Source organism: Leucobacter faecis (assembly GCF_054456695.2).
Genome location: NZ_JBTJER020000014.1, coordinates 19,285 through 41,678, shown reverse-complemented (window position 1 = coordinate 41,678; position 22,394 = coordinate 19,285). Strand labels below are relative to the sequence as shown.

Sequence of the window (22,394 nt, the reverse complement as noted above, 5' to 3'; positions counted from 1 at the left end):
ACCTCGCCAGCCACCCTGCACGTCGAGGGAGCCGCTGAGGCCACAGCCTGCGTTCCCGACCCACCCCACGACAAGTCAGTCATTGCGGGCCGAGTCTGTGCTGGGCTCCTTTTTGAGCGTGCGGCGCCCAGCTCTCGCAGCAAACGCGTCGATCGTTTCGAGCACCGCTGGTGCTCTCCACACCGCTGGCCCTTTGTGTTCAACCTTGAAGGCAAGCACGCCCTCGTCACGAAGGTTCTTGAGATAGCGATAGACGTTTGACGGAGCGATACTGAGCGCCCGTGCGACCATCTCTGCGGTGAACGCTGGCCGCTCCAGGGCATAGTCGAGGATCTTCTGTTTCGCGCTCCCCTGCCTGGCTCGTGTAGCTTCTCGCCACTGCAACGCGACTGCATCGAGTTCTTCGAGCAACATACGGCCGTTAGGCACCGCCAAGAGTGACGCTGCGGCGAACTGCTGCACGATAGGCCCGACATCACCTTCGCGGTAGGCCGTGAGCGCGCTGTGATACCCCTGCACATCGGTGAGAAGTCCTGCTGACACGGGCACCGCAACAGTTCGAGTGATGCCACTGTGGCGCAGCATCGCTTGCGCTAGCGCGCGACCAGTGCGACCATTGCCGTCGCTGAACGGGTGGATCGTCTCAAACTGTGCGTGCGCAATCGACATGTGCACGAGGCCCGGCAAGTCACTGCGGCCACAGAACGCTGCGAGGTCTTGCATGAGTTCTGATACCCGGTTCTCAGCGGGCGCCACGTAGGTTGCTCCGATTGGGCTATACGCGCTCAACCCGATCCACACCGCCTCGCCACGGTACTCCCCTGGAGTATGGCGCGGTTGATCGCGCATCAGCACTCGGTGCATCTGCCGTATAGCTTCGACATCAATCGAGTCGCTGAGCTCTAGCGCAGCCATCAGCGCTCTCGTATTCGCCACAATCTCAGCCGCGTTGCGGGCGCCACGCCCGCCGAGTTCTGCCGTAAATATCTGTCGGGCAGAGGCAGTGAGGTTCTCGATCTGAGACGACGACGCAGCCTCAGAGCGCAGCAGGATCGGGCCAAACGCTGCCAGCCTGTAACCGCATTCTGTGTCGAAGCGGGCAAGTTCTTGTTCTGCTTCTCGGGCAAGATTGTCAACTTCGCGTGTAACGCGAGGCACACGGTGCGCGATGAACGGCGGCACGGCAGAGAAATAGGCCGCGCCCCGCTGAGCGAGCTTCGTAGCCTCGGGGCCGACGGCGGCAAACTGCCCGCCTTCCCATACCTGCTTCTCGTGGTCAAGCGCAGGCCACGAGGGAACATCCCCTTCACCTTGCTGCATCATCGTGCCACCTCACCAATTCGTGTCATGATAATCAAATCACAGTTCATTATCAAAAGTCGCGGTTTTTGATAATAGATGAATGATCCGTTATCAACTCGGCTTCCGAGCACACGAGGACATAGCAACCTTTTTGCCACGTTCGAAAAACGTTTAAAAAATCGGGCCGATTTTTTACACGTTTTTGTGATGTGTAAAGGCGCTTTACACGTGCTGTGGCCACCTGCGCCCATGTTTTCGACTGAAGCCTATGGATTCGTCCCCTCTATCAGGGACAAAATCATAGGCGCGGGTCGAAAGCATAGGCGCAGGTGAACATGATCGTTCCGGATCAGGCTCCCGCGGCCTCTGCGATGCGCTCGGCGTCGAGCACACGCAGCTGCCCGCTCATGAGCTTCGGCAGCAGCGCGTCCCGCGTCTCGGCGAGCGTGCGGTTCTCGCGCACTGCACTCTCGACTATGCCTAGTAGAGGAACGAGAGCTTCTTCTACTGCAGCTGCTTCGTGACTGTTCCACGCCATAGTTAAATGATCGAACGATTGCTTAGTGATTGTGTCGAACACAGATCCATGCGCCAGACTGCGCGCGTGCTTAGCAGCGAACAAGAGCGAGAAGAACAAAATACTCTGGGGCACCACACCGGGGACGAATCCATAGCAGGACTGATTAAACGCAGCCGGCTCCGCAAGACGGGCGACTTCCCCCACTGTGCCCCTTGCCGTCAAGATCACCGATCCAGATGGCAGTGGTTTAGCTTTCGTCTTCTCTGTCGCCAATAACGTAATTCGTTCAGCGGTCTCCAAGACAACGTTCGCGTTTGCCCCCGTCACGTCCTTTGCAGAAATCCACCGACATACGCCGTCAGCCCAGTATTCTTGCTTCGACCTCGCAGGTGTCCCGCCCAATATCGGATCAAGAATGCTACTCAAGGGAACCCGATCCCACGCCAAAGTTCGTGCACGGTAAAGGTCACGCGCGAGCTCGTCGGCGGTGGCGGCGAGGCGGGTGTTTGCCGCGATCTTGTCGTCGAGTGCGCCCAGCACCTCCGCGATCGCGCGCTGCTCTGCAAGTGGTGGCGCGACCGTAGGGATACCTCCGAGAATACTCTGGTTAAGCAACGGCTGACCTGATCCTGATCTCCAAGAGTTCAACTTCAGATTCTTCAAACTGTATGCCCAGAACCGCGCCGCACCTTTATCCCGAGGTGTAGCGATGAGAGCATTCTCTGTTATCCATGCACCAGCGTTCACGAAGTGCACTGACCCACAGAACGACCCCACACGGCCGATCACAATGGCATCGTCTTCAAGGTTCGAACTACCAGAAACGGCATACTGTCCATTGGCACCGTAGACCGGAACGTTCCCCTCGTTTAGGAGGTCAACGGTCTTTCCGTTTCGAAACGTAAGACATTCACCAAGCGTTACCTCGCGCCACTCAGACATCGACACGCCCCAGCTGCTCGCGCACCACTGCGGCCAGGCGCTCCGACTCTGCGAAGTGGGCGAAGAGCTCCGTCTGCAGGCGATCGAGCTTCTCGGCGATCGGCTCGCCGTCGTCCTCGGGCTCGGGAGCCCCGACATACCGGCCGGGTGTGAGCGCGTAGTCGGCCGCCTTGATCTCGGCGAGCGTCGCCGACTTCGCGAAGCCCGCCACATCGGCGTACCCCTCGGGGCAGGCCGCAGCCGCCGCTTCAGACTCGATGCCCCGCCACGCGTGGAACGTGCCCGCAATCTTCGCGATGTCTTCATCGCTCAGTGCACGCTCGGCTCGATCGACCATGTGGCCGAGCTCGCGGGCGTCGATGAACAGCACCTCGCCCGTGCGGTCAACGGTGGGAGAGGACACGGCACCAACAGCACCAGCACCAGCACCGCCAGCCCCAGCGGCCTTGTTCTTCGCGAAGAACCAGACGCACACCGGAATACCGGTCGAGCGAAACAGCTGCGTGGGCAGCGCGACCATGCACGACACCAGATCGGCCTCGACGAGCTGCGCGCGAATCGCACCCTCGCCGCCCGAGTTCGACGACATCGAACCGTTCGCCATCACCACGCCCGCCGTGCCGCCGGGGGCGAGCTTCGAGATGATGTGCTGAATCCACGCGTAGTTCGCGTTGCCCGCGGGCGGCACACCAAACCGCCACCTGGCGTCGTCTTCGCTGCGCGCCCAGTCCTTAATATTGAACGGCGGGTTAGCCATGATGTAGTCGAACTGCACATCGGGGTGCAGGTCGCGCGCGAACGTGTCGCCCCAGCGCGACCCGAGGTTGCCCGAGAGCCCGTGAATCGCGAGGTTCATTTTCGCCATGCGCCAGGTGCGTTCGTTGAGCTCTTGCCCGTACACCGAGATGTCGGCGCCCTCACCGTGGTGCGCGTCAATGAACTTCTCGGCCTGCACAAACATGCCGCCCGAGCCGCACGCCGGGTCATACACGCGGCCGCTCGCGGGCTGCAGCAGCTCAACGAGCACCCGCACCACGCCCGCGGGCGTGTAGAACTCGCCGCCGCGTTTACCCTCGGCCGCCGCGAACTTCTCAAGGAAGTACTCGTACACCTCACCCAGCAGGTCGCGCGCACGCCGCCCGTTCTCAGCCCCCTGCCCCTGGCCCGCAAACTTCGCCGAGTTGAACAGGTCGACGAGCTCGCCGAGCCGACGCTGGTCGAGGTTGTCACGGTTGAAGATGCGCGGCAGCGTGCCCTCGAGCTGCCCGTTCGCGGCCATCATCGTTTCCATCGCCTCGTCGATGAGCTGCCCGATCTGCTTGTCGGGCTGGCCGTCGACCCCGGCGAGCCCCTTCGCGTGCTCGGCGAGGTACTGCCACCTGGCACGCGCGTCGACCCAGAACGCACCGTTGCCGGTGTACTCCTCGGGCTCGTCGATGATGTCGGCGATCTGGTCTGCCTCGTAGCCGTCTGCGACAAGCTCTGCCCGAATCTGCTCGCGCCGCTCGTCGAACGCGTCTGACGCGTACTTCAAGAACACGAGCCCCAAGATGACGTCTTTATACTGCGACGCGTCCATCGACCCGCGCAGCTTATCGGCCGCCTTCCACAGCGTGTCCTTGAGCTCCTTCATGGTCGAGGGCGCGGCTGGCGCCCCCGCGGTCTTCTTACGAGGCGGCATGGGTGGTCCCTTCATCGGCGGGTGAGTGAGAAGTAAGTAGAGTCACGGTTGGGTCTTGCGGCGCAAGCTGCACACCCGCCGCGGCGGCATCGACGAGCAGCCGCTCGGCCCGCTCGATGCGGGCGGCGCGCGCTTCGAGCGCCCGGCGCTCGGCCCTCAGGGTAGCAAGCACCTCAGACAGCGCGGGCGCGGTGTTTGCGTGCACTCGGCGCAGCTGCCACCCTCGCCACGGGCTGCCCGGCTGCTGAGACGCCACGTCGGCCGCGAGCACGTCGGGGTGCAGGCCGCCATCTGGCGCGGCACGCAGCACGCGCGCCGGATACTCCACGACCGACGTTCCTTCGCGGTCCACGAGCGCGGCCGGGTGGCTGCCCGCCGTAAACACGACGTCGCCCGGCTCGGTGAGCATCGCGCGCGGGTACGCGGCCGCGAGCCGCAGCGGGTCGATCGCACGCTCGCTCCCCTCTCCACGCACCTCGGCCGCACCGATCACGCGGTACCCGGCAGCCCGCCCGGTTTGATCCGGATCATGCGTGCCTGCACCCGCAATATCGCTGGGGTCGAGGCGCGCGCCGCCGAGCAGCCGCAGCGCCTTTGCATCGAGCGCCTGCTGCGCCGTCACCGCGAGCGTCTGTGTGCCGGGCGTCGCGGTCACGGGGGTGACAGGCGCGGCAGGCGCCGGGCTCACGCGGAGGGTAGCCAGCGCCGCATCGACGGCCGCGGCGAGCTCGGTGGGAGCCGGCTGCGCCGAGATCAGCGGGGCCGCCAGCGCACCGTGCGCGACGAGCGAACCGCCCTCAGCGAGCAGCCGGGACGTGCGCACCACCCGCAGGTAGCGAAACGCGTGCCCGCGCACCTGCGTGATGCTGCCAAGCATGCTCGACAGGTCAGTTGCGAGGTCGCGCATGCCGGCGTGGGTGAGGCGCGTGCCGCGCAGGTCGCCGATTGCCGAGATGCGCTCGGCGATGCCGCCCGCGCGCTGCGACCCGCCCACCAGCCACAGTGCGAGACTGTGGCGGGGCGCCGCGGGCACCCAGCCCGCTGGCAGCCGCGCGATCGCACGCACCCGGCCCGTACGCAGGAGCGCGTCGCGCGACGCCTCGCCGGGGCCCGCGAGCTCGTCGACGAGCAGGGTGTCTGGGCCGAGCACGAGCGCCGTCTGCCACTCGTCGAGCTCGATCACGAGCTCCTCGAGCGCCGCAAGCTCTGCCTGGGGTGCCAGGCCGGGCAGCCGCGCGAAGACCAGGGACGCCGGTGTCGGTGTGTCTGCTGGTTCGTGGCCATGCACGAGGAGGTACCTGGCCGCATGCCTGGCGCTGCCGTCTGTGGGCAGCGCAATACACCGCTCGGTGTCTTCGCCTGGCCCGTCGACGAGGTCACGAAACGTCGCAGCATCTGCGAGCGGGGCGCCCGCGCAAGCCAGATCGAGCATGGCGGGCGGCATCGCCTGCGTGACGAGCAGACGCAGCAGGTGCAGCGCGTCAGCGTCGAGTGCGCCCGCGGGGCCGTCGTTCGACCGATGCCGGGCCGCAGCTACTCGCCGCTTCCACGCACCCTCGGGCGAGTAGGCGGCGTCGACGAGCGCGTCGAGGTACGCGGCCCAGTCAGTGCCCTTTGGTCTGGTCGTGATCTCTGCGGCGAGCGCTCGGTCTGACCGATCGTGGGTGACCGCGAGCGTGTCGAGGTCACGGCCTGTGAGGGGTTCGCCCACCCGCACCCGCAGGGCGATGAGCGCCTCGACGAGGGCCTCGTGCTGGCCGGCCTGCGCGACCGGGTCGGTGAAGGCCGCGGCGTCTGCAACCGCGTCGGGGTTGTTGCCGTGCCCCGTGTCCACGAGCCACGCTGCCACGTCGTGCGCGTCAAACAGATCGGTGCCCTTTTCGTGGGCCTGGGGCGAAGGAAAAGGTGTGGAGCTTTGCGCGAAGCGTGATCGCCAGGCCGAAACGACGGGACGCTGCACCCGCGCAAGCTGCGCGATCTGCGAGGGCGAGATGAATTGCCCGGTGCGGTCTGTCGTGGTCATGTGTTGATCGTACTGTGATTGCTCGCTTATTTGCTTGCGAAGTATTGATAAGGGGGCTTATCGACGGTCTCGGGACAACATGGTTCGTGCCAGCTCTATTGTCGATTCATCACCCACCAGCCATCATCAATGCTAGGAGCCCCGATGTCTCTTCCTGAAAACACTCCCCCTGTGGCGACCACGCCTCAGCCCGCGGCAGCTACCCCTCCGACCGGGGCGGCGACCGGGGCAGCGACCGCACCGGCTGCGGGACCGGCTGCGGCACCGGCTAAGAAGCCTCGCAACACCATTGGCCTCGTCGCGCTCATCACCGCGATCGTCGGGTTCATCTTCGCCTGCATGCCCGGCGCGCTCATCGTCGGATGGGTGCTCTTGCCCGTCGCGTTTATTCTCTCGATCGTCTCCCTCTTCATGAAGGGTAAGGGCAAGGGCCTCGGCCTCTCAGCCCTGATCCTCTCCATCGTGGGCACCATCGTTGGGTTCGTCGTGTTCTTTGGCACGCTCGCCGCGGGCATCGATGACGCTCTCTCTGGGAGTGAAACCTCCGTCTCAGCGCCACAGGAGTCGGGCGACGAAGCGTCGACCGACGCTGCAAGCGACACCGACGAAGCGGCGGGCGCCGAGGTGGGCACCCGCGCCAACCCCGCCGCCCTCGGTAGCCTGATCGAGCAGGGTGACTGGAGCGCCACCGTCAACAGCGTGAACCTCGACGCATCGCAGGCGATCGCCGACGCAAACCAGTTCAATGAGCCTGCCCCCGAAGGCAGCGTCTACGTGCTCGTCAACATCACCGCCACCTACAACGGCACCGACGAAACCGGCACGACGCCGTTTCTCACCACCGAGTTTGTGACGAGCGGCGGCAACACGCTCAAGAGTTACGACTCGATGGTCGTCGCGCCCGAGCCGTTCGACGTGATCGGCACCCTGTACCCGGGCGCGAGCAGCACCGGCAACTTCGTGTTCACCGTGCCCGCAGCCGAGGTTGCAGGTGGCACGATCGCCGTACAGCCCGAGCTGCTCGGCGACAAGGTATTCGTCGCGGTGCAGTAGCGCTGGTGTTATCGGGGGCGGGCGCTGCCGCGGGAGCGCAGCCCGCCCCCGTGCTGCTTCTGCTTTTGCTTTAGCTTTTGCTTCCCAGTATCAACCCCAGCGCCAGCACCAGCGCCAACGCCCGCACCAGCGCCCGCACCAACCCCAACGTCACGGCGATCTCGAACGGAAACTCCTATGCACATGAGCGCCCAACACCTCCCCCGCCACCACGACGAGTCACCAGCGCCCGCTAGTGCGGCTGATGACACACCTGATATCTCTGCCTGTCGCGAGGATCACGTCGTGGGCGGCGTACCCATAAAGCATCTGGTGGCCGGCAGCTTCATCATCGCAACTGCTTTGGGCCTCCCCGAGGCTGGGGCGCAAGCCATGAACCCTCCGTCGGCACGAACACAGAATGGTCCACAGCATGACGAACACTGAACCCACGGATCTTTCGCCGGCCCCGGCAGAAGTACTCGACAACACCTCAGCAGAGCGCCTCGCGCGCAAACGCCGACAGCTACGGACACTCGCGTGGGGAGCGGCCGCCACCATCGTGGCCATAGGCATCGCCTTCGGAGGTGTCGCAATCTCAAACGGTGTCGCCGATGCGAAAGCGGAGCGCGTAGAAGTCGTGTCAGCGTACGACGAAGCCTTCTTGCAGTATCGCGCCAGTAAAGAAACCTGGTCCGTCACCGAAGCAGAAGCCCTCGACGCTCGATCCGGCCTCAAAGCGGCTGACCTCGCAGCAGACGACGAAGCAGGCAAGGCCTTCTTGGCGGAGTGGGATACTGCGCTGTCGGCGATGCAGCAAGACGCAGACGCGATATTGGGAGCCAAACAACTGCCCACTTCAGCCACCAATGCAGAGCTCCAAGCGGGCACAAAGTCCATCACGCAACTCACTCAGTCTCTTGATGAAGACCTCGACTCCCTACTGGCCGCCCAAAACAGCTTGGAGAGTTCAATTGAAGAACGTGCTGAGATCGAACGAAAGGCAAAAGCCGAGGCCGAACTGCAAGCAAAGAAAGCCGCGGCACAGCCAGTGACGTACGAAGACCTCTTTCGGGCTGGCGACCAAGCAGCCGGCAACTACTACACGTTCACCGGCAAGATCATTCAAGCCATCGGCGACAGTCAGTATCGCGTGAGCATCACAGCAGACCCCGGCTACTCGCGCACGTTCTGGAAGGACCCGATTCTTGTCATGATGAACGGGGAGCCGTCGCAGCGCCTACTTGAAGACGACATCATCAGCTTCACAGCAGCCTCGCTCGGCGTCACTTCGTACGAGTCCATTTTCAAGCAAACCATTCAGATTCCGCTCGTCGCAGTCGCAGCCGCAGACGTCTCGGTCACCGGCCGCGACGGGTAGACAGCCCGCCAGTCCGTTTCGGCTACCGCACATACCCAAATGACGAGTACACATGAGAAATGCGTGATTTCCGTGTGTACTCGTCATTTGGATGTGGGGCGGGGGCGAGTTAGCCCTGCGAACGCGCGCGGCGCTTACGTGCTCCCGCGGTCACAGCCAGCGCGACAGCTCCGAGTCCCGTAAGACCGAGCGCGATGCCCCAGGGTGGGACCTCGGCGCCCGTACGTGTCAGCTCGGGGGGAACCTCCTTGGGCGGGTCAACCTTGGGCGGCGTCGTCACGGGAGGCTTCTCAGGAGGCGGTGGTGTCTCTCCCTCTTCGTCGCCCTGCAGTGTGATGCGCACATCGAACTCAGCCAAACGGGGGTCGACATTCGCTTTGTTGCCCGATGTCGCCGCTGCCGGGAAGTCGTAGCTGAGGGTGATGGGCACAACCTCACCCACCGCGATCGGCCCAGCCATGATCTGCGTCGTACCTGCCGCATCAAGCGAAGTCATCGATGCCTTGCCCGTGATCCAACCGATCGTCAGGTCGTCATAGAAGTCGCCCTGTGCGCCCGCCCCCGTGTAGAGGCCCGACGTATCGGGGGCTTCGTGTGACTCGTTGTGATGCACGTCTAGCGCCTCGGGCGTGCGCAGCTTCACATTGACAATGTCGGCCGTGAACGTTGCTGCGGTTGGCCCGCTGTTGCGCACGTAGAGCGTGCGTTCAGCCGTATCGCCCGGCACGGTCACGGGTGAGCCTAGAAAGCTTGCCGTTGTCGTCGAGGTGTAGGTTTTACCGTCCCACGACAGCTGCAACGCGTCATCGTGGGCGCCCTGCGCGACGGCTGGCGATACTGCGATCGCGAACGCGCTGGCGGGAGTTGCCATCGCTGGACCAAACCCTCCGCCCACCGTAATCATGGCGGCTCCTGCCAGCACACCGCACGCCAGGCGCACCCCGCGATTGAAGGAGGTTACTGTGCTCACGGGGTCTCCTCTGTGACTGCTGGGCGAAACGAGTTGTAGCCAAACATGATGGTGTGCGGCGGCCCAACGGTGTAATCAGGGTCCTTCGTGATCTGCACGTGCCAGCTATCGGTCGCCGAAAGCTCGGCACCGCTCGGGTCGTTGCCCGTCACGGTAGCCGTGTTCTCGTACTCCCCACTCGGCTGCGCTTCGCCGAGCTGCGCCGTGAGACACCAGTACTCGACAACGGGCTTGGTTGATACCGAGTAGCTGGCGTCAACAGGAACCGATGAAAGCCCCTCAACCGTTGCGGGCGGCACAGGCTTTGCGCCGCCAACCACGCACGACTCAGGCTTGTCGACCCAGTAGACGCCAACGGTCGATGCTCCAAACACCCCCGCACCCCAGTCTTTCGGCAGTGTCAGCTGGTACGCAAGGCCCTTGTTGCCCTGGCTCAACGACTCAGTCACGAAGGGAATCGCGATCTTCTTGTCTGCCTCAAGCTTCTGGGCGTCTGCGACGGTGATGGTGACGGGCACGCGGCCAAAATCATCAGCCGCCTGCAGCTGCTGCGCGTCGACGCGCGCAGCAGCAAAGTACTCGTACCCCGACGTGGTCTCACCAACGGCTTGCGCGCTATCGCTCCACAGTGCCAGCGTGCTGGCACCACCGAGCCCGACGGCAAGACCGAGAACACCGCACACCACTACTGTGACGGCCCGGCCTGGGCGCCGCGTTCTATTCATGAAGCTCATTGAAATCCATCTCCCGTACGGCGCTGATCGAGCGTGACCTCGATCGGACCAAGGTTCGCGACCTGGGCGAGGGTAGCTGCGCCCTGCCGGTCCTCCATCTCACTGAAATCAAGCTGCACCGTGAGCAGAAGCTTGCTGCTCTTACCCGCGTTATCTGCCACGAGTCGATGTTCATCGGCGTCGATCTGCACCGGCGTACCGAGGCCAGTGAGGTCGGTGAGGTCGGTGAGTGTGCCGTCGGCTGCCTGTAGGTACAGCGCATACGTGCCGTCGACGCCCTCGGGCAGTTGCGGCGCGACGGGCCAATCGACACCGAGCTCACCTACGAGATTGTCACCCTGCACAGCAGCCGTCAGGTCGAAGCTCGCTGCGAGCGAGTCCCCCTGCCGCACGAGAAAAGTCGCCGGATCAATGTCTTGCTGCGGGTGTGCAACATCTGGTGACACCTCGTGCCACACGCCGTCGCTCGCTTCGATCTCGAGGTCACCCGCGGTGATGATCACCGGATCGATCTGCTCAGCTGCGTTCCAGAGCGCGAAGCTTGATCCACCGCCCACGGCGGCGAGCGCAAAGGCCGCCACAGCTAGCACCGGAGTGCTCAGCTTGATACTCATTCTTGTTCCTTTGTGTTCTGAGGCTCATGCGTTTGGGAGGGGTGCTGGTCTGCTGCTCGTGCCCGTTTCGAGCCGCGCGCAGGCCACAGCACGGCATAGGCGCCGTACCCAAGCAACCCCGCCCCCGCGATTGCGATGAGCGTGCTGCGATGTTCACCGAAAGCGAGTGCTACGTGCCCGATTTGCGGCACGCTGTAGGCCACCCGGCCCATCACCTGTGCTGCCTCGATCGGATCGTCGTCTGACCCGTTCGCGTCGCCGCGTGTTGTATAGCGCGCTCCATCTGGGCCTAGCGAGACTCCCACGACACGGTGTGTGATCAGTGTCGGGTCGCCCGACACCGGCTGAAAAGTGACGGCGTCGCCGATGCGGTAGCGCTCTTGCGGCAGCACAACCACCATGTCACCCGGGTGATAAGTCGGCTCCATCGACCCCGTCAAGACAGTAAGCGCCTGCCCGCCAAATACCCGTGGCACGACCGCCAACGCAATCGCGAGCGCGGCGAGCGCGATCAGAAGCACCCATGTCGCGCCCTGCATGATGGCGCGCCAGAGCCCAGCTTCGCCCGCGGGCTCCCCTGCGCCGCCATGCGGCGCGACGGGGTCTGCTGCTGCGTGTAGCACGGTCACTCCTCGGGGTGCTCAGCGGGTTTCGGGTGTCTTGGCGGCAGCTGGCTAATGCTGCCTGGGATGGGAGGCTGCTGCCTCCCACCCCAGTCGAGTACTTAGTTGTAGCCGTGCGCGTCTTCACGCACCTGGTTGAGCTCGATCGCCCCCTCAGAAAGCGCAGCGGTGGTCTGCACCAGATCCTGCTCTGCGGTGGCAGCATCGAATGCGGCGGTCACGACGACGGTGTAGGTAGCGCCTGCGGTAACGACCGGCAGTGCGCCCTTGTTACCGTTGTCATTCGAAGCGAAGTTGAGTGCAACGCCGTTCGCGCCGCCGGTCGCGATCACGGTATCGTCGGCGTCGCGCACACTGTAGCTGAGCTCGAGGCCCGTCAGCAGGTCGCCGGTGTGAGCGTCGTCGTACGCGAGCGCCAGGTTGGCGACAAGGTTCTCGCCCTCGAGCTCGGGGGTAACGGTGTAGCGGCCCTCAATGGTGTCGCCCGGCACAACGCGGTGCGTTGCGAGATCGGCAATCACGTGACCTGAGTCCGTGCGGTCTGCCGAGACATCGAACCACTCTGACTTTTCGAGCGTCACGTCGAGGTTACCCGCGGTGATCGTTGCACCAGCGACGTCTTCGCTGTCGCTCCAGAGCGCGAACGTGGTGCCGCCGAGCAGCAGCGCTGCTCCTGCTGCACCCGCAATGATTCCCTGTGCCTGCTTCTTCATGGTGTTTCTCCTTTGTATTAAGCCCGGATCGGGCGGTCGGTATCGCGGGGAGTCTTCCCACGCGGTGATTAGTGTGAATCTGTGGGGGCGTGGTGTGACTAGCCCGAGGTGATGCGCACCGGCCCGGTCGCGGTGCAGCGCATGGTCGCGCCGGCTGCGAGCGTGGTGGCGGGGCAGTCGACGCTTCCCGCGGCGAGGCGGTTATCGACGAGGTTCAAATCGTTGATGTCGGTTTCACCGGTGTTGGTGACGTCGTAGCTCCAGCTCACCTTCGTGCCGTCTTTGATCGTCTCGCCCTTAGCGATCTCGGTCGCGGTTTCACGGCCGGGGGTGTTGATCGTGTCGGTGTCGTCGGTGGCCCAGCCTCGTTTCACGAGCGTGATGGACGGTTCACCCACCTGCTCGTTCTGAAAGGTGCAGATGATCTTGTCATCTTTGCTCGCAGGTACTGTCACACCCATGTCTGTGATGGGTTGCTGCACTGCAGCGCCGCCGTTCGTCTCGCATGACACCCCCGTCAGCTTCCATTTCGCGTCAGCCTGGCCAGCCGTGAGCCGTTCGGTAATTGAGATATTCGTTGAATCCTGCGCCTCATCTACAAAGCGCACGGTCTGCGTGAACGAACCCGTCGAGTCTGTAACGTTCGACGCCTCGTTGCTGCCGGTGCTTTCGAACTTGGCGTCGACACCGCTATCGAGATCGAAGTTCCATCCGGCCCGGGCGGGCGTGAACTCACGCTGCCCAAAACCGCGAACCTCTTTTTTGACCGTGATCTCTGCGGCACACTGGGTTTGCCGCGCAATCTCACCGAGACGCTCGGCCAGGTGCTCCCATTCCGTAGTGAAGTAGTCGGCATCTTCAACCTTTACGCCAGTTTTGAACTCCTGCTGACCCGAGATCGCGGCCAAGTTCACAGGGCTGCCTTTGACGATGTCACCCACCCCCACCGCAATGACTCGGGTTCCCTTCGCTTTCAACGCGTTGGCAGAGTAGATCGATGCCTCTACCTCAGAGATACGTGTCGCCTGCGTCAGTCCGTATGGCTTCGTTCCGTGTAGCGTGGGCAGACCATCTGTGACAACGATCGCAAGATCGAACTGGTTGGCGTCGGTTACAACTTGATACAGGCCTTGATCCCAGTTCGTGCCCACTGCGGTCTTGTATCCGTTGATCCGCTTCGTCATGTTCGCGAGATGGGTCGCATCATCGACAGGAGCGAGCGGGTAGTTGGCCGCTGTCGACGCAGGTGCCAGGTCAGCGAAGGTGAAGACCCCCACAGACGAACCAGTACCTGAGAGCGCATCGAGGAACCCTGTCGCGGCTGACTTGAGGCGAGGTAGGTTGCTCTTCTTCGTGATCGGATCCGGATTGTCGATCGATCGCGAGAGGTCGAGTACGAGCGCGACGTTGAGCCCAACACGGCACCCGAGGTCAGAGTTTTTGCGCGAATTTTGCCAAACCCCCAAGGAGTTTCGCTGTGGCACTGCTCCAGTGCCGACAGGGGCGCCATCCATAAAACGGCTGTCGTCGTCGTCCCATCCTGCGGGGTAGTCAACCCGTCCCGATTCGTAAGTGCGTCCGGGGAACAACCGCTTAGGCGTCAAAAATTCGTATCGTTGTTCGAAGTTCGGCTTGTTGTCCTTACCAGTACGAATGATGGGGTTTGCGTACCACCCGCCGTTCGCACCCACGGCGTCAGACTCGATCTGAGCAATCACAAGCCTCGTTGAGTGGTTCTTTTCGCCCACACCAGTTTCGGGCACGATGAAGGAACAGTGGCCGTCGGCGTCTGAGGTGCACGTAGCCCACGATTCGAGGATGGGCTGGTCCATCCAGTTATTCGCAGTCTTCGTGTGGAGGCGAAGCTTGATTCCCTCGAGCGGTGCTACACCGGTCGGTACGTTGGCGGCTCGGTCTCCACCCACCTTCACCATGATCACCGACTCGTTGGCCGCTTTGTCGGGCACAGGAACAGCACGCGAGGTGCCTTCGGTATTTGCCGCAGCGGTCGGAGACTCCTCCCACTCAACATCCATCGGTTCTGTTGCGGCCAGCGGCTCTGCGCTGTCGTTCGAATCAGCGAGAGCGTCTTCACTCGCGACACCATCCGCGCCCGTCCCACTCGGTCCCTGATCCGGAGCAGAATCACCAGCACCGTCACGCTCAGCGTGGTCAGGAGCGCTCGCGCCCTGAGTCGCCTGCACGCCATCTGTGCCCTGTGAGCCGGGCACAGCGTCGGCCGCGTCAGGCACGTTCATGCCGAGCAGCCCCAGCAGCAGGGGCAAAGCCCACAGCGCCGCCAGCAGTGACGAGCGCGAGGTGCGCTTGACACTGTGACGCGAGTGGTCAGGGGAAAAGTTTGAATGCATGAGAACACCTCTAAGTTCGCGAGTTCCCATGCCAGAGTCCCCGCGCGTAGCCGACGAAGTGCGCGGAGGGCAGCACAGATTCACCCGATGCAGAGGGCATCGCCTGTGTGTGGGCCGCGGCATGACTAATCTGGCCGCTGGCCCGTCCTCCCCGACGAAGTAAAACTTTACTCTCGGAGAAAACAACGGGATCGCCAAAATCGCGCCCAAAAGTCGACAGTCAACTTTTGGGCGTTCTCGCGGACCTAGCCCGACTTGGACAAGACTCGAACCGGTCACGATTTACGGACGCTTGGGCCCGTCTGCACCGCTTCGCGGTACGCTTATATGCTGTTCACGATCTAGGGGCATGCCCATGCCTCGCGGTATTTCAGCTGGGGAACGGTGCCGCATGCCACACAAGTTTGAGCTCAAGAATGAGGCGTTCGCTGAGTGTTCGCAGGTTTTCGACAACCACGCGGCCGACACCAAACGGGTCTCCCACGATATTTTGCAGTTTGTACAGTCGCTGCCCGCACAGGCACGGCACTGGTCGCTCGGCGAACAGCACGACGCCAATACGTTTCGGGTGGAGCATCTCACCGGCCCGTGGGCATCTGACTATGCGTGGCGCGAGCATTTCACGCGACAAGAAAGCGCTGGCGCACAGCACCTTGAGATTTTCGGGCTCTTTCCACATTTTGGGCGCTTCGGTTTCGAGGGTTCCGACCTCAAAGACACTGCCGCGTTTATTCACGCGGTGTCACGCTACCGACTCGCGCGCGGGCTGTTTAGCGCGCCGCTGCCCGCAGCGGCGCTACCGTTTCTTGCGCCGTTTGCTGAGGCGGGCGCCGAGTTTCGCCTACATCAGCGCATGCCCACGTGGATGTGGGTTGACTCTGGCACCACGGTCGCTGTGCCAACGACACCCGGCGTGCGCGACCGCGGTGACGTCACTGTCATTCACAGCCCCGTGCTCGCGCACGCGGCACGTGAACTCTTTCGTAGGCTCTGGCTTACGAGCTTCTCGATCGACGACCCGACGCGTGCACCCTGGTATGCCCTGCTTTCGCTATTGAACGAGGGACACACGATCGCGTCGGCCGCCGCGAAGCTTGGTGTCAGCGCCCGCACCGCCCGACGCAAGCTCGATAGCGCAATGGAGCACTACAACACCGATTCCTTCTTCACACTCGCAACCGCATGGGGTGCAGATACAGCAGCGCACCCGCCCATTTTGCCGCATCACGACGTGGGCGTTACACCGCCCTCACGGGCAAGGGAAACACCATGATCTCCCCACAAGACCAAGAGCTTCTGCTCAAACTGCTGCGCAACAGGCCAGGCCACGTAGCTGACCTCGCCTGGCTCACAGGACTCTCACGCACCGACCTTGACGCTGCACTTGAACGACTCGAGCACGCGGGCTATGTTGCGCGACGAGGCGACGAGCTACTCACCCATTCACCGGCCACCGTGAGCCTCGAATCCATGCGCAGGGTTCTTGACGACTACGTTGCCGCTACCCAGCGTCTCGCGAACGACGTGCAGGCGCTCACCGAAAGACTTCTCGACAGCCTGACACAGGCCAACACCATATCGGGCGGCAGCGCCCACCCCTACCCCGTCGAAACATACTCCGGCATGCTTGCGGGCCCGCAAGCGCTGCAGAGCATGATCTCCCACGACCCCGCCCGCGCTGACGTCATTGGCCTGCTGCCCGCTCTCCCGCCGCCTCCCATGGGCCACGACATGCAGCGCGACCTGTGGGCAACATTCGCGCTTGCCCCCCAGCGCTCTCGCATTCTCGTGCCGGAGTCGCCCGACGCACTCACGCTCGAAGACATGGCTGACGGCTTCGCCCAGAACAGCGAGGTGCGCACACTAACCGAACCGCCTTCTTGGATCTGGGCAGATCTACACTCTGGTCGCGTCGCATTGCCGGTCGTGTGGGGCGAATCGTTTCCGGCGTCCGTAACAGTTGTCGAGCACCCCGCCGCCACGCGTCTCATAGCCACCCTCTTTGATCTGCTGTGGGCGACAAGCAGCCCGATCATAGTGCCCGATGACGTGCCCCTCTGGGTGCCGGTGATGCAGCACATGCGTGACGGTCTCAGTCTCGACGAGGCCGCCGAACGCCTCGAGATCAACCCTCGCAGCGCGCGCCGACGGCTCGAACGCGGCATGCAGCACTACGGCGTCGATTCGATCTTCGCGCTCGGGGTCGCTTGGGCCCAGGATCCGGATCAGGGGTAGGCTCTACGCCTCGGCCGCTCGCTGAGCGCCGCTCAGTTGACGCGGCTCAGGTGACGGGGCTCAGTTGACGCGGCTCGCTGAGCGCGGCTCAGTTGACGAGTCGGCATCAGAACGACGAATCAGCACGGTAAATACGCATTTTCGATGCCGACTCGTCATTTCGATACCGACTCGTCGTCCCTCTGCAACCAGAATAGAGTCATGTTCGGAATCGATGTGCATGACCCGTGGCGGTCCCCTGAGCCCACGCTCCTGCCCGTGCCACAGACGACACGCGGGTTTGTCGTGCGGGTCGATCTGCTCCACACGAAGCCGCCCGTGTGGCGGCGCCTCGAATTGCCTGGAGACATCAAGTTGCCGCAGTTGCACGATGTGCTGCAGGCTGCGATGGGGTGGACCGACAGCCACCTGCACAAGTTTCGCACCAGCGATGAGCGCAACGCACCCGAGTTTCTCACCCCGTTCGACTTCGAAGAAGGCGAAGTGGGGGTCGCTGAGGACGGGGTACGCTTCGACCAAATCGTTGCCACCGTGGGCGATCGATTGTTTTACGACTACGACTTTGGCGACAATTGGCAGCACTGCCTGCGCGTCGAAAAAGTACTCGAGGCTGCGCCCGAGAACATCACGTGCACGGCCGGCAAGCTCGCCTGCCCGCCAGAAGACTGCGGCGGCACATGGGGTTACCAAGAGATTGCCGAGTGGGTGCGCGGCGACTACGCTGACGACCTTCGACCCGAAGTGTTCGAGAGCACTGAGCGCGGTCAGATGTGGCTGCCGCACGGGTGGCACCCCGAAGCGTTCGACCTCGCAGAGACAAACAGAATGATCGCGGTAGAGTGCGCTGAAATTTCGGCCGTCACCGCCGAGCTAGGAGCGTTGCTGACACACGCGGCAAGCAGTGGATCACGCACGCTGCGCGACCTGCTCTCGCTACCGATTTACCACTCAGACAGCCAGGCCCAGCCCCTCGTGACCGCCGAAGACGCTGACCGGTTAACAGCACCGTTTCGCGTACTACTCGACGTCATCGGCGAGAGCACACCGCTCACCGCGGCCGGGTACCTCAAGCCCGTGCACGTCAAACAGATCGCCGAAGAGTCCGGGGTAACCGAGTGGTGGTTCGGGCTCGTCAACCGCGAGGATCTCACCGCTCCCGTAGCGCTTCTGCGCGACAGCGCCCGAGCGTTAGGGCTCGTGACAGTGCGCAAGGGCAAGATTTTTACCACCCAGGCAGCCAAACGATGTGCGGGCAACCCCGAGGCGCTCCTCACACACATTGCTAGGCGGCTGCCGCTTGGCAAACCCGAGTACGAGCAGCACTCGGGGTGGATCGCACTCGTCGTTGCCGGGAGCGAAGCACCTATCGAGCAGTGGCGTGAAGCGATCAGCGAGATGATGTTCGAAATCGGTTGGCGCGATGGTAACGATCGGCGCGCCCTGCCGTCTCCGATGAGCGGCACGCTCGATGTACTCACACTTCTCAACGGGTACATGCGTAAGGGGTGGAACGCGGCCGGCACCGACCCCGCCGTGGCAGCGTTCGCACGCCGGGTCGTGCGCGGCGATTAGCACCGCCGAGCCGCGGGTGTGCCCAAACATGCCACGGGGCCGGATCCTTCCCGATCCGGCCCCGCGCCTAGCCCAGCAGTCCTAGCCCAGCAGGCCTAGCCCGCTAGTACCTAAACGTCGCGAGCCCGTCGCCGTCTGGAGCGCTCAGCGTGCGCAGCGTGCCCGACGAAGCGAGCGTCGTGATGAGCGCGCGGTTCGCGTGCGCACGCAGCACGGGGTCGGCGATGCGCGCATCGTCACGCGGCAGGTAGAGCGTGTCGACTCGGCCTTCACCCGCCGCCTGCGCGATCTCGACGAGGTCGAACGCGCCCTTGCCGTTGTGGGCGAGGGAGCGGGCGCGATCCTGCTCTTCAGCCTCGTGCGCGCGGTCGTTGTCGCGCAGCAGATGCCAGGCGGCCGAGCGCAGGTCGTCGGGCAGTGCGTGCTCGGGGTTGCCCGCGATCGCCTCGCCAAAGATCGCGGGGTAGTCGCAGGCCTGCTTGAACAGCGGCAGGTATTCGGCGACGGCAGCGAGCACGAGCGGCTGCGAACGCGCCGTGCCCAGCCGCGCCCCGACAGCCTTGCCGACCGCGTGAATGTACTTCTCGATGAGCAGCTGCTGCAGGTCGCCGGTGTGCCCGTTCGAGTAGGGGGCATTGGCGCCCGGGCCCGCCGACCGCACGTCGATCGTGCGCTCGGGCAGCTCTTCAACAACCTCGTCGAACGACGCCGGAATGTTCTCGAGCGGCAGCTCCTCGACCGTGTTGCGGGTCGCGTCGAACAGGCGCACCGCGCCCTTCGCGAGCGCGAGAATGTAGGTCTTGCGGTCGCTCGCGAGCACCGGGGCGAGCGGCAGCATGTTGAAACTGTCTGCGACGGTGAGGCTCTCGTGCACCGCGATCGGAATGCGCACCGCGTGGCAGAACCCCTCGGCTACGAAGATGATGAGCCCGCGGCTCTGCAGCCGCCAGTACGACGTGTCGGCTGCGATCTCGGCAACCGGCGCGAGCATGCTCGCGGCGTCAGCTTCGCTCACGCCGGCCGATTTGAGATGCGCGCGGGCGTCGCGCACCTGGTTCTTCAGGGTGAGCGCGCCGATGTTCGCCTGCGCGCCTGTCACGTCGGTCGGCACGGTGAGTGTCAGCTTGGGGCCCGCCTCGGCCCCGCGCCGAAACACGATGTCGAAGTCGAGGGCGTCGACGATTCCCTGGGACGTGTGTGTCATGTAATGCACCTTTCCGCGTGAAATACGACGGGGGTCGCCCACTACGGGACCCCAGTGTCCCCAGCCTGCAGCTTGAGGCCTGGTGCCTCCCAATACTCCCAGGGATCCGGATCACTGCACAAGGCCTACCGTGCTTCGGTGCCGTTGGGGCCCCGGCTTCGGCCGCTTGCGTTCTCGTCTCGCGCGTCAGTGGTGAGTTTCTCGGCTTGTGCGACGATGCTGCGGCTCATATTACGAAATATGAGACCGTGGAATGGCAGCATGCTTAGCCAGTAGAGCCTGCCCGCAAGACCCTGGGGGATGAAGGTTGCGCGTTGCCAGTACCTCGTCTCGTCTTTTTCGGCTTCAACGCCGAACTCAAGCCAGGCCTGACCGGGCACTCGCATTTCGGCTCTGAGCCTGAGTAGCTTGTTAGGGATCACTTGCTCAACTCGCCACACATCGACGGCGTCACCCGCCCTGAGATTTACGCGTGAGCGCCGACCCCGTTTGAGCCCGACCCCGCCCTGAAGCCGATCGATTACACCCCGCAGCGACCAGAGCAGCTGAGGTGAGTGCCACCCCTGTGCGCCCCCGATTTGTGAAATCACAGACCACACATCCTCTGCAGCCGCGCGTGAGTGCTGGGTACGCTCGTCGGTGAAAACCGTTCGGCCTGACCAGCCCGGGTCACTCGGCAACAGGTCACTCGGTAACGGCTCGCTCGATGCTCTCGGCACCCGGGCGTCGACCCAGCTCGTCTCGACGGAATCCCCTTCGATACGGCCGAGCGCAAACTTCACTGCTCGTCGGTACGGGGTGAGGCCAGGCTCTGGTCGCTCGATCCACTGGTCGACATCGTGTTCGAGCATCACACAGTCGTGCTGCAATGACTCGACGAGCGGGCGGGCAATCTGGCGTGGCACCGGCGTTACAAGCCCCACCCAGTGAGAGGCGAGCCGCGGTGTGAGGACAGGCAACGAGGCGATGTGCCGCTGTGGGAGCCCGGCTTCGAGTGCGTACCCGTTCATCATTTGGCCGTACCGCAGCACGTCGGGCCCACCAATGTCTAACGTTCTGTTCAAGTCATCTGGTATTCGAGCCGCGGCAAGCAAATAGTAGAGCACGTCACGGATCGCAATGGGTTGGATAAAGTTGCGCACCCATCGTGGCGCAGGCATGTACGGCAGCACCTCTGTAAGGTGGCGCACCATCTCGAAAGAAGCCGACCCTGAGCCGATGATTACACCGGCTTGCAGCACGATTGTGGAGACACCCGAGCAAAGAAAGATGTCACCAACCTCGACACGTGAAGCGAGGTGCTCTGAGAGTTCACCGTCTCGCGGGTGCAATCCGCCCAGGTAGATCGCCCGTTGCACGTGAGCGCTCGCAGCTTCGCCGATGACATTACGAGCAATCATCCGATCTGCGTGTGCGAACTCCTTGCCCGCAGTCATGGAATGGACAAGAAAGTAGAGCGTGTCTACGCCGCGCAAGGCCTGGCGCACTGCGGCAGAATCAGCTGCATCTCCAACCCTGATCTCGACTTGCGACGCCCAGGGCATCCCAGCAGCACGGTCACGGTCTCGTGTCAGCACTCGCACTCGGTAACCCGCCGCAAGTAGCCTGGGTACGAGCCTGCCGCCGACGTAGCCAGTTGCTCCAAACACGAGCACGAGCGGCGCAACCCCACCGAGGGAATTCGCACGCAATGCTCGTTCTTGACCTGTCGGAAAGCTGAGGTCAGCCTCTTCTGCAACTCCAGAAGTTGGCTGCGGCTTCATTCGTTCCATACTGACACCCCTTAGCTTCGACTCGACAGGCTGAACTAATCCGTTGTTGGAGGTTTTACTGCGTTCCAGGCTGCCCGATCGCCGACTATGCCCCGAGTAACCTCGTCAAGGAATCGGGCGACCACTAGTCTCTCTGCGCTCGAGAGCTGCGCAGCAGCGTTGAACCGCCTCGCCTGCTGGCGGCCCACCGATCTCTGTACGAGCGCGCGGGTGGCGGGCGACACTTCAATCTGAATGCCTCTGCGGTCGTGTGGATGGAGCGATCGAGACAGGTGCTCTGCCCGCTCGAGTTTATTGAGCAGCTTCGTAATCGAGGCCGCCGAAACCCGTAGGTAATCGGCCAGCATGCTAGGTGAGACGATGCGGTCCCCCTGCTGCTCAGAAACAACAAACTGCAGCGCCCGCATATCTTGTGCAGACACGCCGAGCGCGACGCGCGCTGATTCAGTCAGAGTGCGCTCTGCATTGCGCAGATGCGCGAGCCCGTTCACTACTTGGAGAACTTCTTCTACCTGCTCCTGCGACATGCCGGGAACTTCGAGTTCCTCGTTCTCTGCCGACGCATGCACGAGGCGGTCAACGCCTTGTTCACTGTGTGAATCATTCGCATCTGCACCGAACGTGTTCATGCTCGAGCCCCCGAAACAGTCAGTTGGAAGTGCATCATTTACTTTCCTTTGGTTTACTATAGCCTAAAGTCAATGAAA

General features: G+C 63.3%; 18 protein-coding genes. 5 read left to right on the top strand and 13 right to left on the bottom strand.

All coding sequences use genetic code 11. The annotated features are described in order from the left end of the window. Positions 1-75: 75 nt before the first annotated feature. From ACXR2W_RS12770 to ACXR2W_RS12755, 4 genes are all read right to left on the bottom strand, one after another. Positions 76-1,323: a Fic family protein gene (locus tag ACXR2W_RS12770; RefSeq protein WP_458816428.1), complete on the bottom strand. Its 1,248-nt coding sequence runs from the start codon at positions 1,321-1,323 to the stop codon at positions 76-78. Between the two features lie 328 nt (positions 1,324-1,651). After that, positions 1,652-2,764 carry a restriction endonuclease subunit S gene (locus tag ACXR2W_RS12765; protein ID WP_458816426.1) on the bottom strand — a complete coding sequence of 371 codons (1,113 nt, stop codon included), beginning with the start codon at positions 2,762-2,764 and terminating at the stop codon, positions 1,652-1,654. Further along, the gene (locus tag ACXR2W_RS12760) at positions 2,757-4,445 is read right to left on the bottom strand and encodes a class I SAM-dependent DNA methyltransferase (protein ID WP_458816423.1); all 1,689 of its coding nucleotides are present in this window, start codon (positions 4,443-4,445) and stop codon (positions 2,757-2,759) included. Before ACXR2W_RS12760 ends, ACXR2W_RS12765 begins: the two co-directional genes overlap by 8 nt. Then, positions 4,432-6,468, bottom strand: a complete 2,037-nt coding sequence (locus ACXR2W_RS12755) for a hypothetical protein (RefSeq protein ID WP_458816421.1) — start codon at positions 6,466-6,468, stop codon at positions 4,432-4,434. Before ACXR2W_RS12755 ends, ACXR2W_RS12760 begins: the two co-directional genes overlap by 14 nt. Positions 6,469-6,612: 144 nt before the next feature. On the opposite strand from ACXR2W_RS12755, the gene ACXR2W_RS12750 reads away from it, so the two are divergent. Both ACXR2W_RS12750 and ACXR2W_RS12745 read left to right on the top strand, forming a co-directional pair. Then, positions 6,613-7,521, top strand: coding sequence for a DUF308 domain-containing protein (locus ACXR2W_RS12750; RefSeq protein ID WP_458816419.1), 909 nt, complete (start codon positions 6,613-6,615; stop codon positions 7,519-7,521). A gap of 412 nt (positions 7,522-7,933) precedes the next feature. Beyond that, positions 7,934-8,881, top strand: coding sequence for a hypothetical protein (locus ACXR2W_RS12745; RefSeq protein ID WP_458816417.1), 948 nt, complete (start codon positions 7,934-7,936; stop codon positions 8,879-8,881). 109 nt (positions 8,882-8,990) lie between these two features. Here the strand turns inward: ACXR2W_RS12745 and ACXR2W_RS12740 are convergent, their stop codons facing one another. The 6 genes from ACXR2W_RS12740 to ACXR2W_RS12715 all read right to left on the bottom strand — a co-directional run bounded on the left by ACXR2W_RS12740 (position 8,991) and on the right by ACXR2W_RS12715 (position 14,904). Continuing rightward, a complete protein-coding gene (locus ACXR2W_RS12740) occupies positions 8,991-9,851 on the bottom strand; it encodes a hypothetical protein (protein ID WP_458816415.1) in 861 nt (286 codons plus the stop codon). Continuing rightward, entirely contained in the window at positions 9,848-10,576 is a 729-nt protein-coding gene (locus ACXR2W_RS12735) for a SipW-dependent-type signal peptide-containing protein (protein WP_458816413.1), read from the bottom strand. Before ACXR2W_RS12735 ends, ACXR2W_RS12740 begins: the two co-directional genes overlap by 4 nt. Positions 10,577-10,581: 5 nt before the next feature. Next, positions 10,582-11,199, bottom strand: a complete 618-nt coding sequence (locus ACXR2W_RS12730; RefSeq protein ID WP_458816411.1) for a SipW-dependent-type signal peptide-containing protein — start codon at positions 11,197-11,199, stop codon at positions 10,582-10,584. Further along, positions 11,196-11,822, bottom strand: a complete 627-nt coding sequence (locus ACXR2W_RS12725) for a signal peptidase I (protein WP_458816409.1) — start codon at positions 11,820-11,822, stop codon at positions 11,196-11,198. Before ACXR2W_RS12725 ends, ACXR2W_RS12730 begins: the two co-directional genes overlap by 4 nt. 101 nt (positions 11,823-11,923) lie before the next feature. Then, entirely contained in the window at positions 11,924-12,535 is a 612-nt protein-coding gene (locus ACXR2W_RS12720; RefSeq protein WP_458816407.1) for an alternate-type signal peptide domain-containing protein, read from the bottom strand. Between the two features lie 98 nt (positions 12,536-12,633). Continuing rightward, entirely contained in the window at positions 12,634-14,904 is a 2,271-nt protein-coding gene (locus ACXR2W_RS12715; protein ID WP_458816405.1) for a vWA domain-containing protein, read from the bottom strand. 391 nt (positions 14,905-15,295) lie between these two features. Between ACXR2W_RS12715 and ACXR2W_RS12710 the strand changes: the two genes are divergently transcribed. From ACXR2W_RS12710 to ACXR2W_RS12700, 3 genes are all read left to right on the top strand, one after another. Beyond that, on the top strand, positions 15,296-16,177 hold the full coding sequence (locus ACXR2W_RS12710; protein ID WP_458816403.1) for a helix-turn-helix transcriptional regulator: 882 nt from the start codon (positions 15,296-15,298) through the stop codon (positions 16,175-16,177). Continuing rightward, the gene (locus ACXR2W_RS12705) at positions 16,174-17,139 is read left to right on the top strand and encodes a hypothetical protein (protein WP_458816401.1); all 966 of its coding nucleotides are present in this window, start codon (positions 16,174-16,176) and stop codon (positions 17,137-17,139) included. The genes ACXR2W_RS12710 and ACXR2W_RS12705 overlap by 4 nt, the downstream gene beginning before the upstream one ends. Positions 17,140-17,340: 201 nt before the next feature. Next, positions 17,341-18,711: a plasmid pRiA4b ORF-3 family protein gene (locus ACXR2W_RS12700; RefSeq protein ID WP_458816399.1), complete on the top strand. Its 1,371-nt coding sequence runs from the start codon at positions 17,341-17,343 to the stop codon at positions 18,709-18,711. 103 nt (positions 18,712-18,814) lie between these two features. Here the strand turns inward: ACXR2W_RS12700 and ACXR2W_RS12695 are convergent, their stop codons facing one another. The 3 genes from ACXR2W_RS12695 to ACXR2W_RS12685 form a co-directional block, all read right to left on the bottom strand. Then, positions 18,815-19,915 (bottom strand): baeRF3 domain-containing protein, encoded by a 1,101-nt coding sequence (locus ACXR2W_RS12695; protein ID WP_458816397.1) that lies wholly within the window; start codon positions 19,913-19,915, stop codon positions 18,815-18,817. A 125-nt stretch (positions 19,916-20,040) separates the two neighbouring features. Further along, positions 20,041-21,687, bottom strand: coding sequence for an SDR family oxidoreductase (locus ACXR2W_RS12690; RefSeq protein WP_458816395.1), 1,647 nt, complete (start codon positions 21,685-21,687; stop codon positions 20,041-20,043). Between the two features lie 35 nt (positions 21,688-21,722). Next, positions 21,723-22,316, bottom strand: a complete 594-nt coding sequence (locus tag ACXR2W_RS12685; protein WP_458816393.1) for a MarR family winged helix-turn-helix transcriptional regulator — start codon at positions 22,314-22,316, stop codon at positions 21,723-21,725. Between the last annotated feature and the right edge of the window lie 78 nt (positions 22,317-22,394).

What these genes read in the sequence shown, in the direction of transcription:
- ACXR2W_RS12710 (WP_458816403.1), top strand. Translation starts at nt 15,296, where the DNA reads ATGCCACACAAGTTTGAGCTCAAGAATGAGGCGTTCGCTGAGTGTTCG.
- ACXR2W_RS12745 (WP_458816417.1), top strand. Translation starts at nt 7,934, where the DNA reads ATGACGAACACTGAACCCACGGATCTTTCGCCGGCCCCGGCAGAAGTA.
- ACXR2W_RS12685 (WP_458816393.1), bottom strand. Translation starts at nt 22,316, where the DNA reads ATGAACACGTTCGGTGCAGATGCGAATGATTCACACAGTGAACAAGGC.
- ACXR2W_RS12760 (WP_458816423.1), bottom strand. Translation starts at nt 4,445, where the DNA reads ATGCCGCCTCGTAAGAAGACCGCGGGGGCGCCAGCCGCGCCCTCGACC.
- ACXR2W_RS12705 (WP_458816401.1), top strand. Translation starts at nt 16,174, where the DNA reads ATGATCTCCCCACAAGACCAAGAGCTTCTGCTCAAACTGCTGCGCAAC.
- ACXR2W_RS12755 (WP_458816421.1), bottom strand. Translation starts at nt 6,468, where the DNA reads ATGACCACGACAGACCGCACCGGGCAATTCATCTCGCCCTCGCAGATC.
- ACXR2W_RS12690 (WP_458816395.1), bottom strand. Translation starts at nt 21,687, where the DNA reads ATGGAACGAATGAAGCCGCAGCCAACTTCTGGAGTTGCAGAAGAGGCT.
- ACXR2W_RS12695 (WP_458816397.1), bottom strand. Translation starts at nt 19,915, where the DNA reads ATGACACACACGTCCCAGGGAATCGTCGACGCCCTCGACTTCGACATC.
- ACXR2W_RS12715 (WP_458816405.1), bottom strand. Translation starts at nt 14,904, where the DNA reads ATGCATTCAAACTTTTCCCCTGACCACTCGCGTCACAGTGTCAAGCGC.
- ACXR2W_RS12700 (WP_458816399.1), top strand. Translation starts at nt 17,341, where the DNA reads ATGTTCGGAATCGATGTGCATGACCCGTGGCGGTCCCCTGAGCCCACG.
- ACXR2W_RS12735 (WP_458816413.1), bottom strand. Translation starts at nt 10,576, where the DNA reads ATGAATAGAACGCGGCGCCCAGGCCGGGCCGTCACAGTAGTGGTGTGC.
- ACXR2W_RS12765 (WP_458816426.1), bottom strand. Translation starts at nt 2,764, where the DNA reads ATGTCTGAGTGGCGCGAGGTAACGCTTGGTGAATGTCTTACGTTTCGA.
- ACXR2W_RS12770 (WP_458816428.1), bottom strand. Translation starts at nt 1,323, where the DNA reads ATGATGCAGCAAGGTGAAGGGGATGTTCCCTCGTGGCCTGCGCTTGAC.
- ACXR2W_RS12730 (WP_458816411.1), bottom strand. Translation starts at nt 11,199, where the DNA reads ATGAGTATCAAGCTGAGCACTCCGGTGCTAGCTGTGGCGGCCTTTGCG.
- ACXR2W_RS12720 (WP_458816407.1), bottom strand. Translation starts at nt 12,535, where the DNA reads ATGAAGAAGCAGGCACAGGGAATCATTGCGGGTGCAGCAGGAGCAGCG.
- ACXR2W_RS12750 (WP_458816419.1), top strand. Translation starts at nt 6,613, where the DNA reads ATGTCTCTTCCTGAAAACACTCCCCCTGTGGCGACCACGCCTCAGCCC.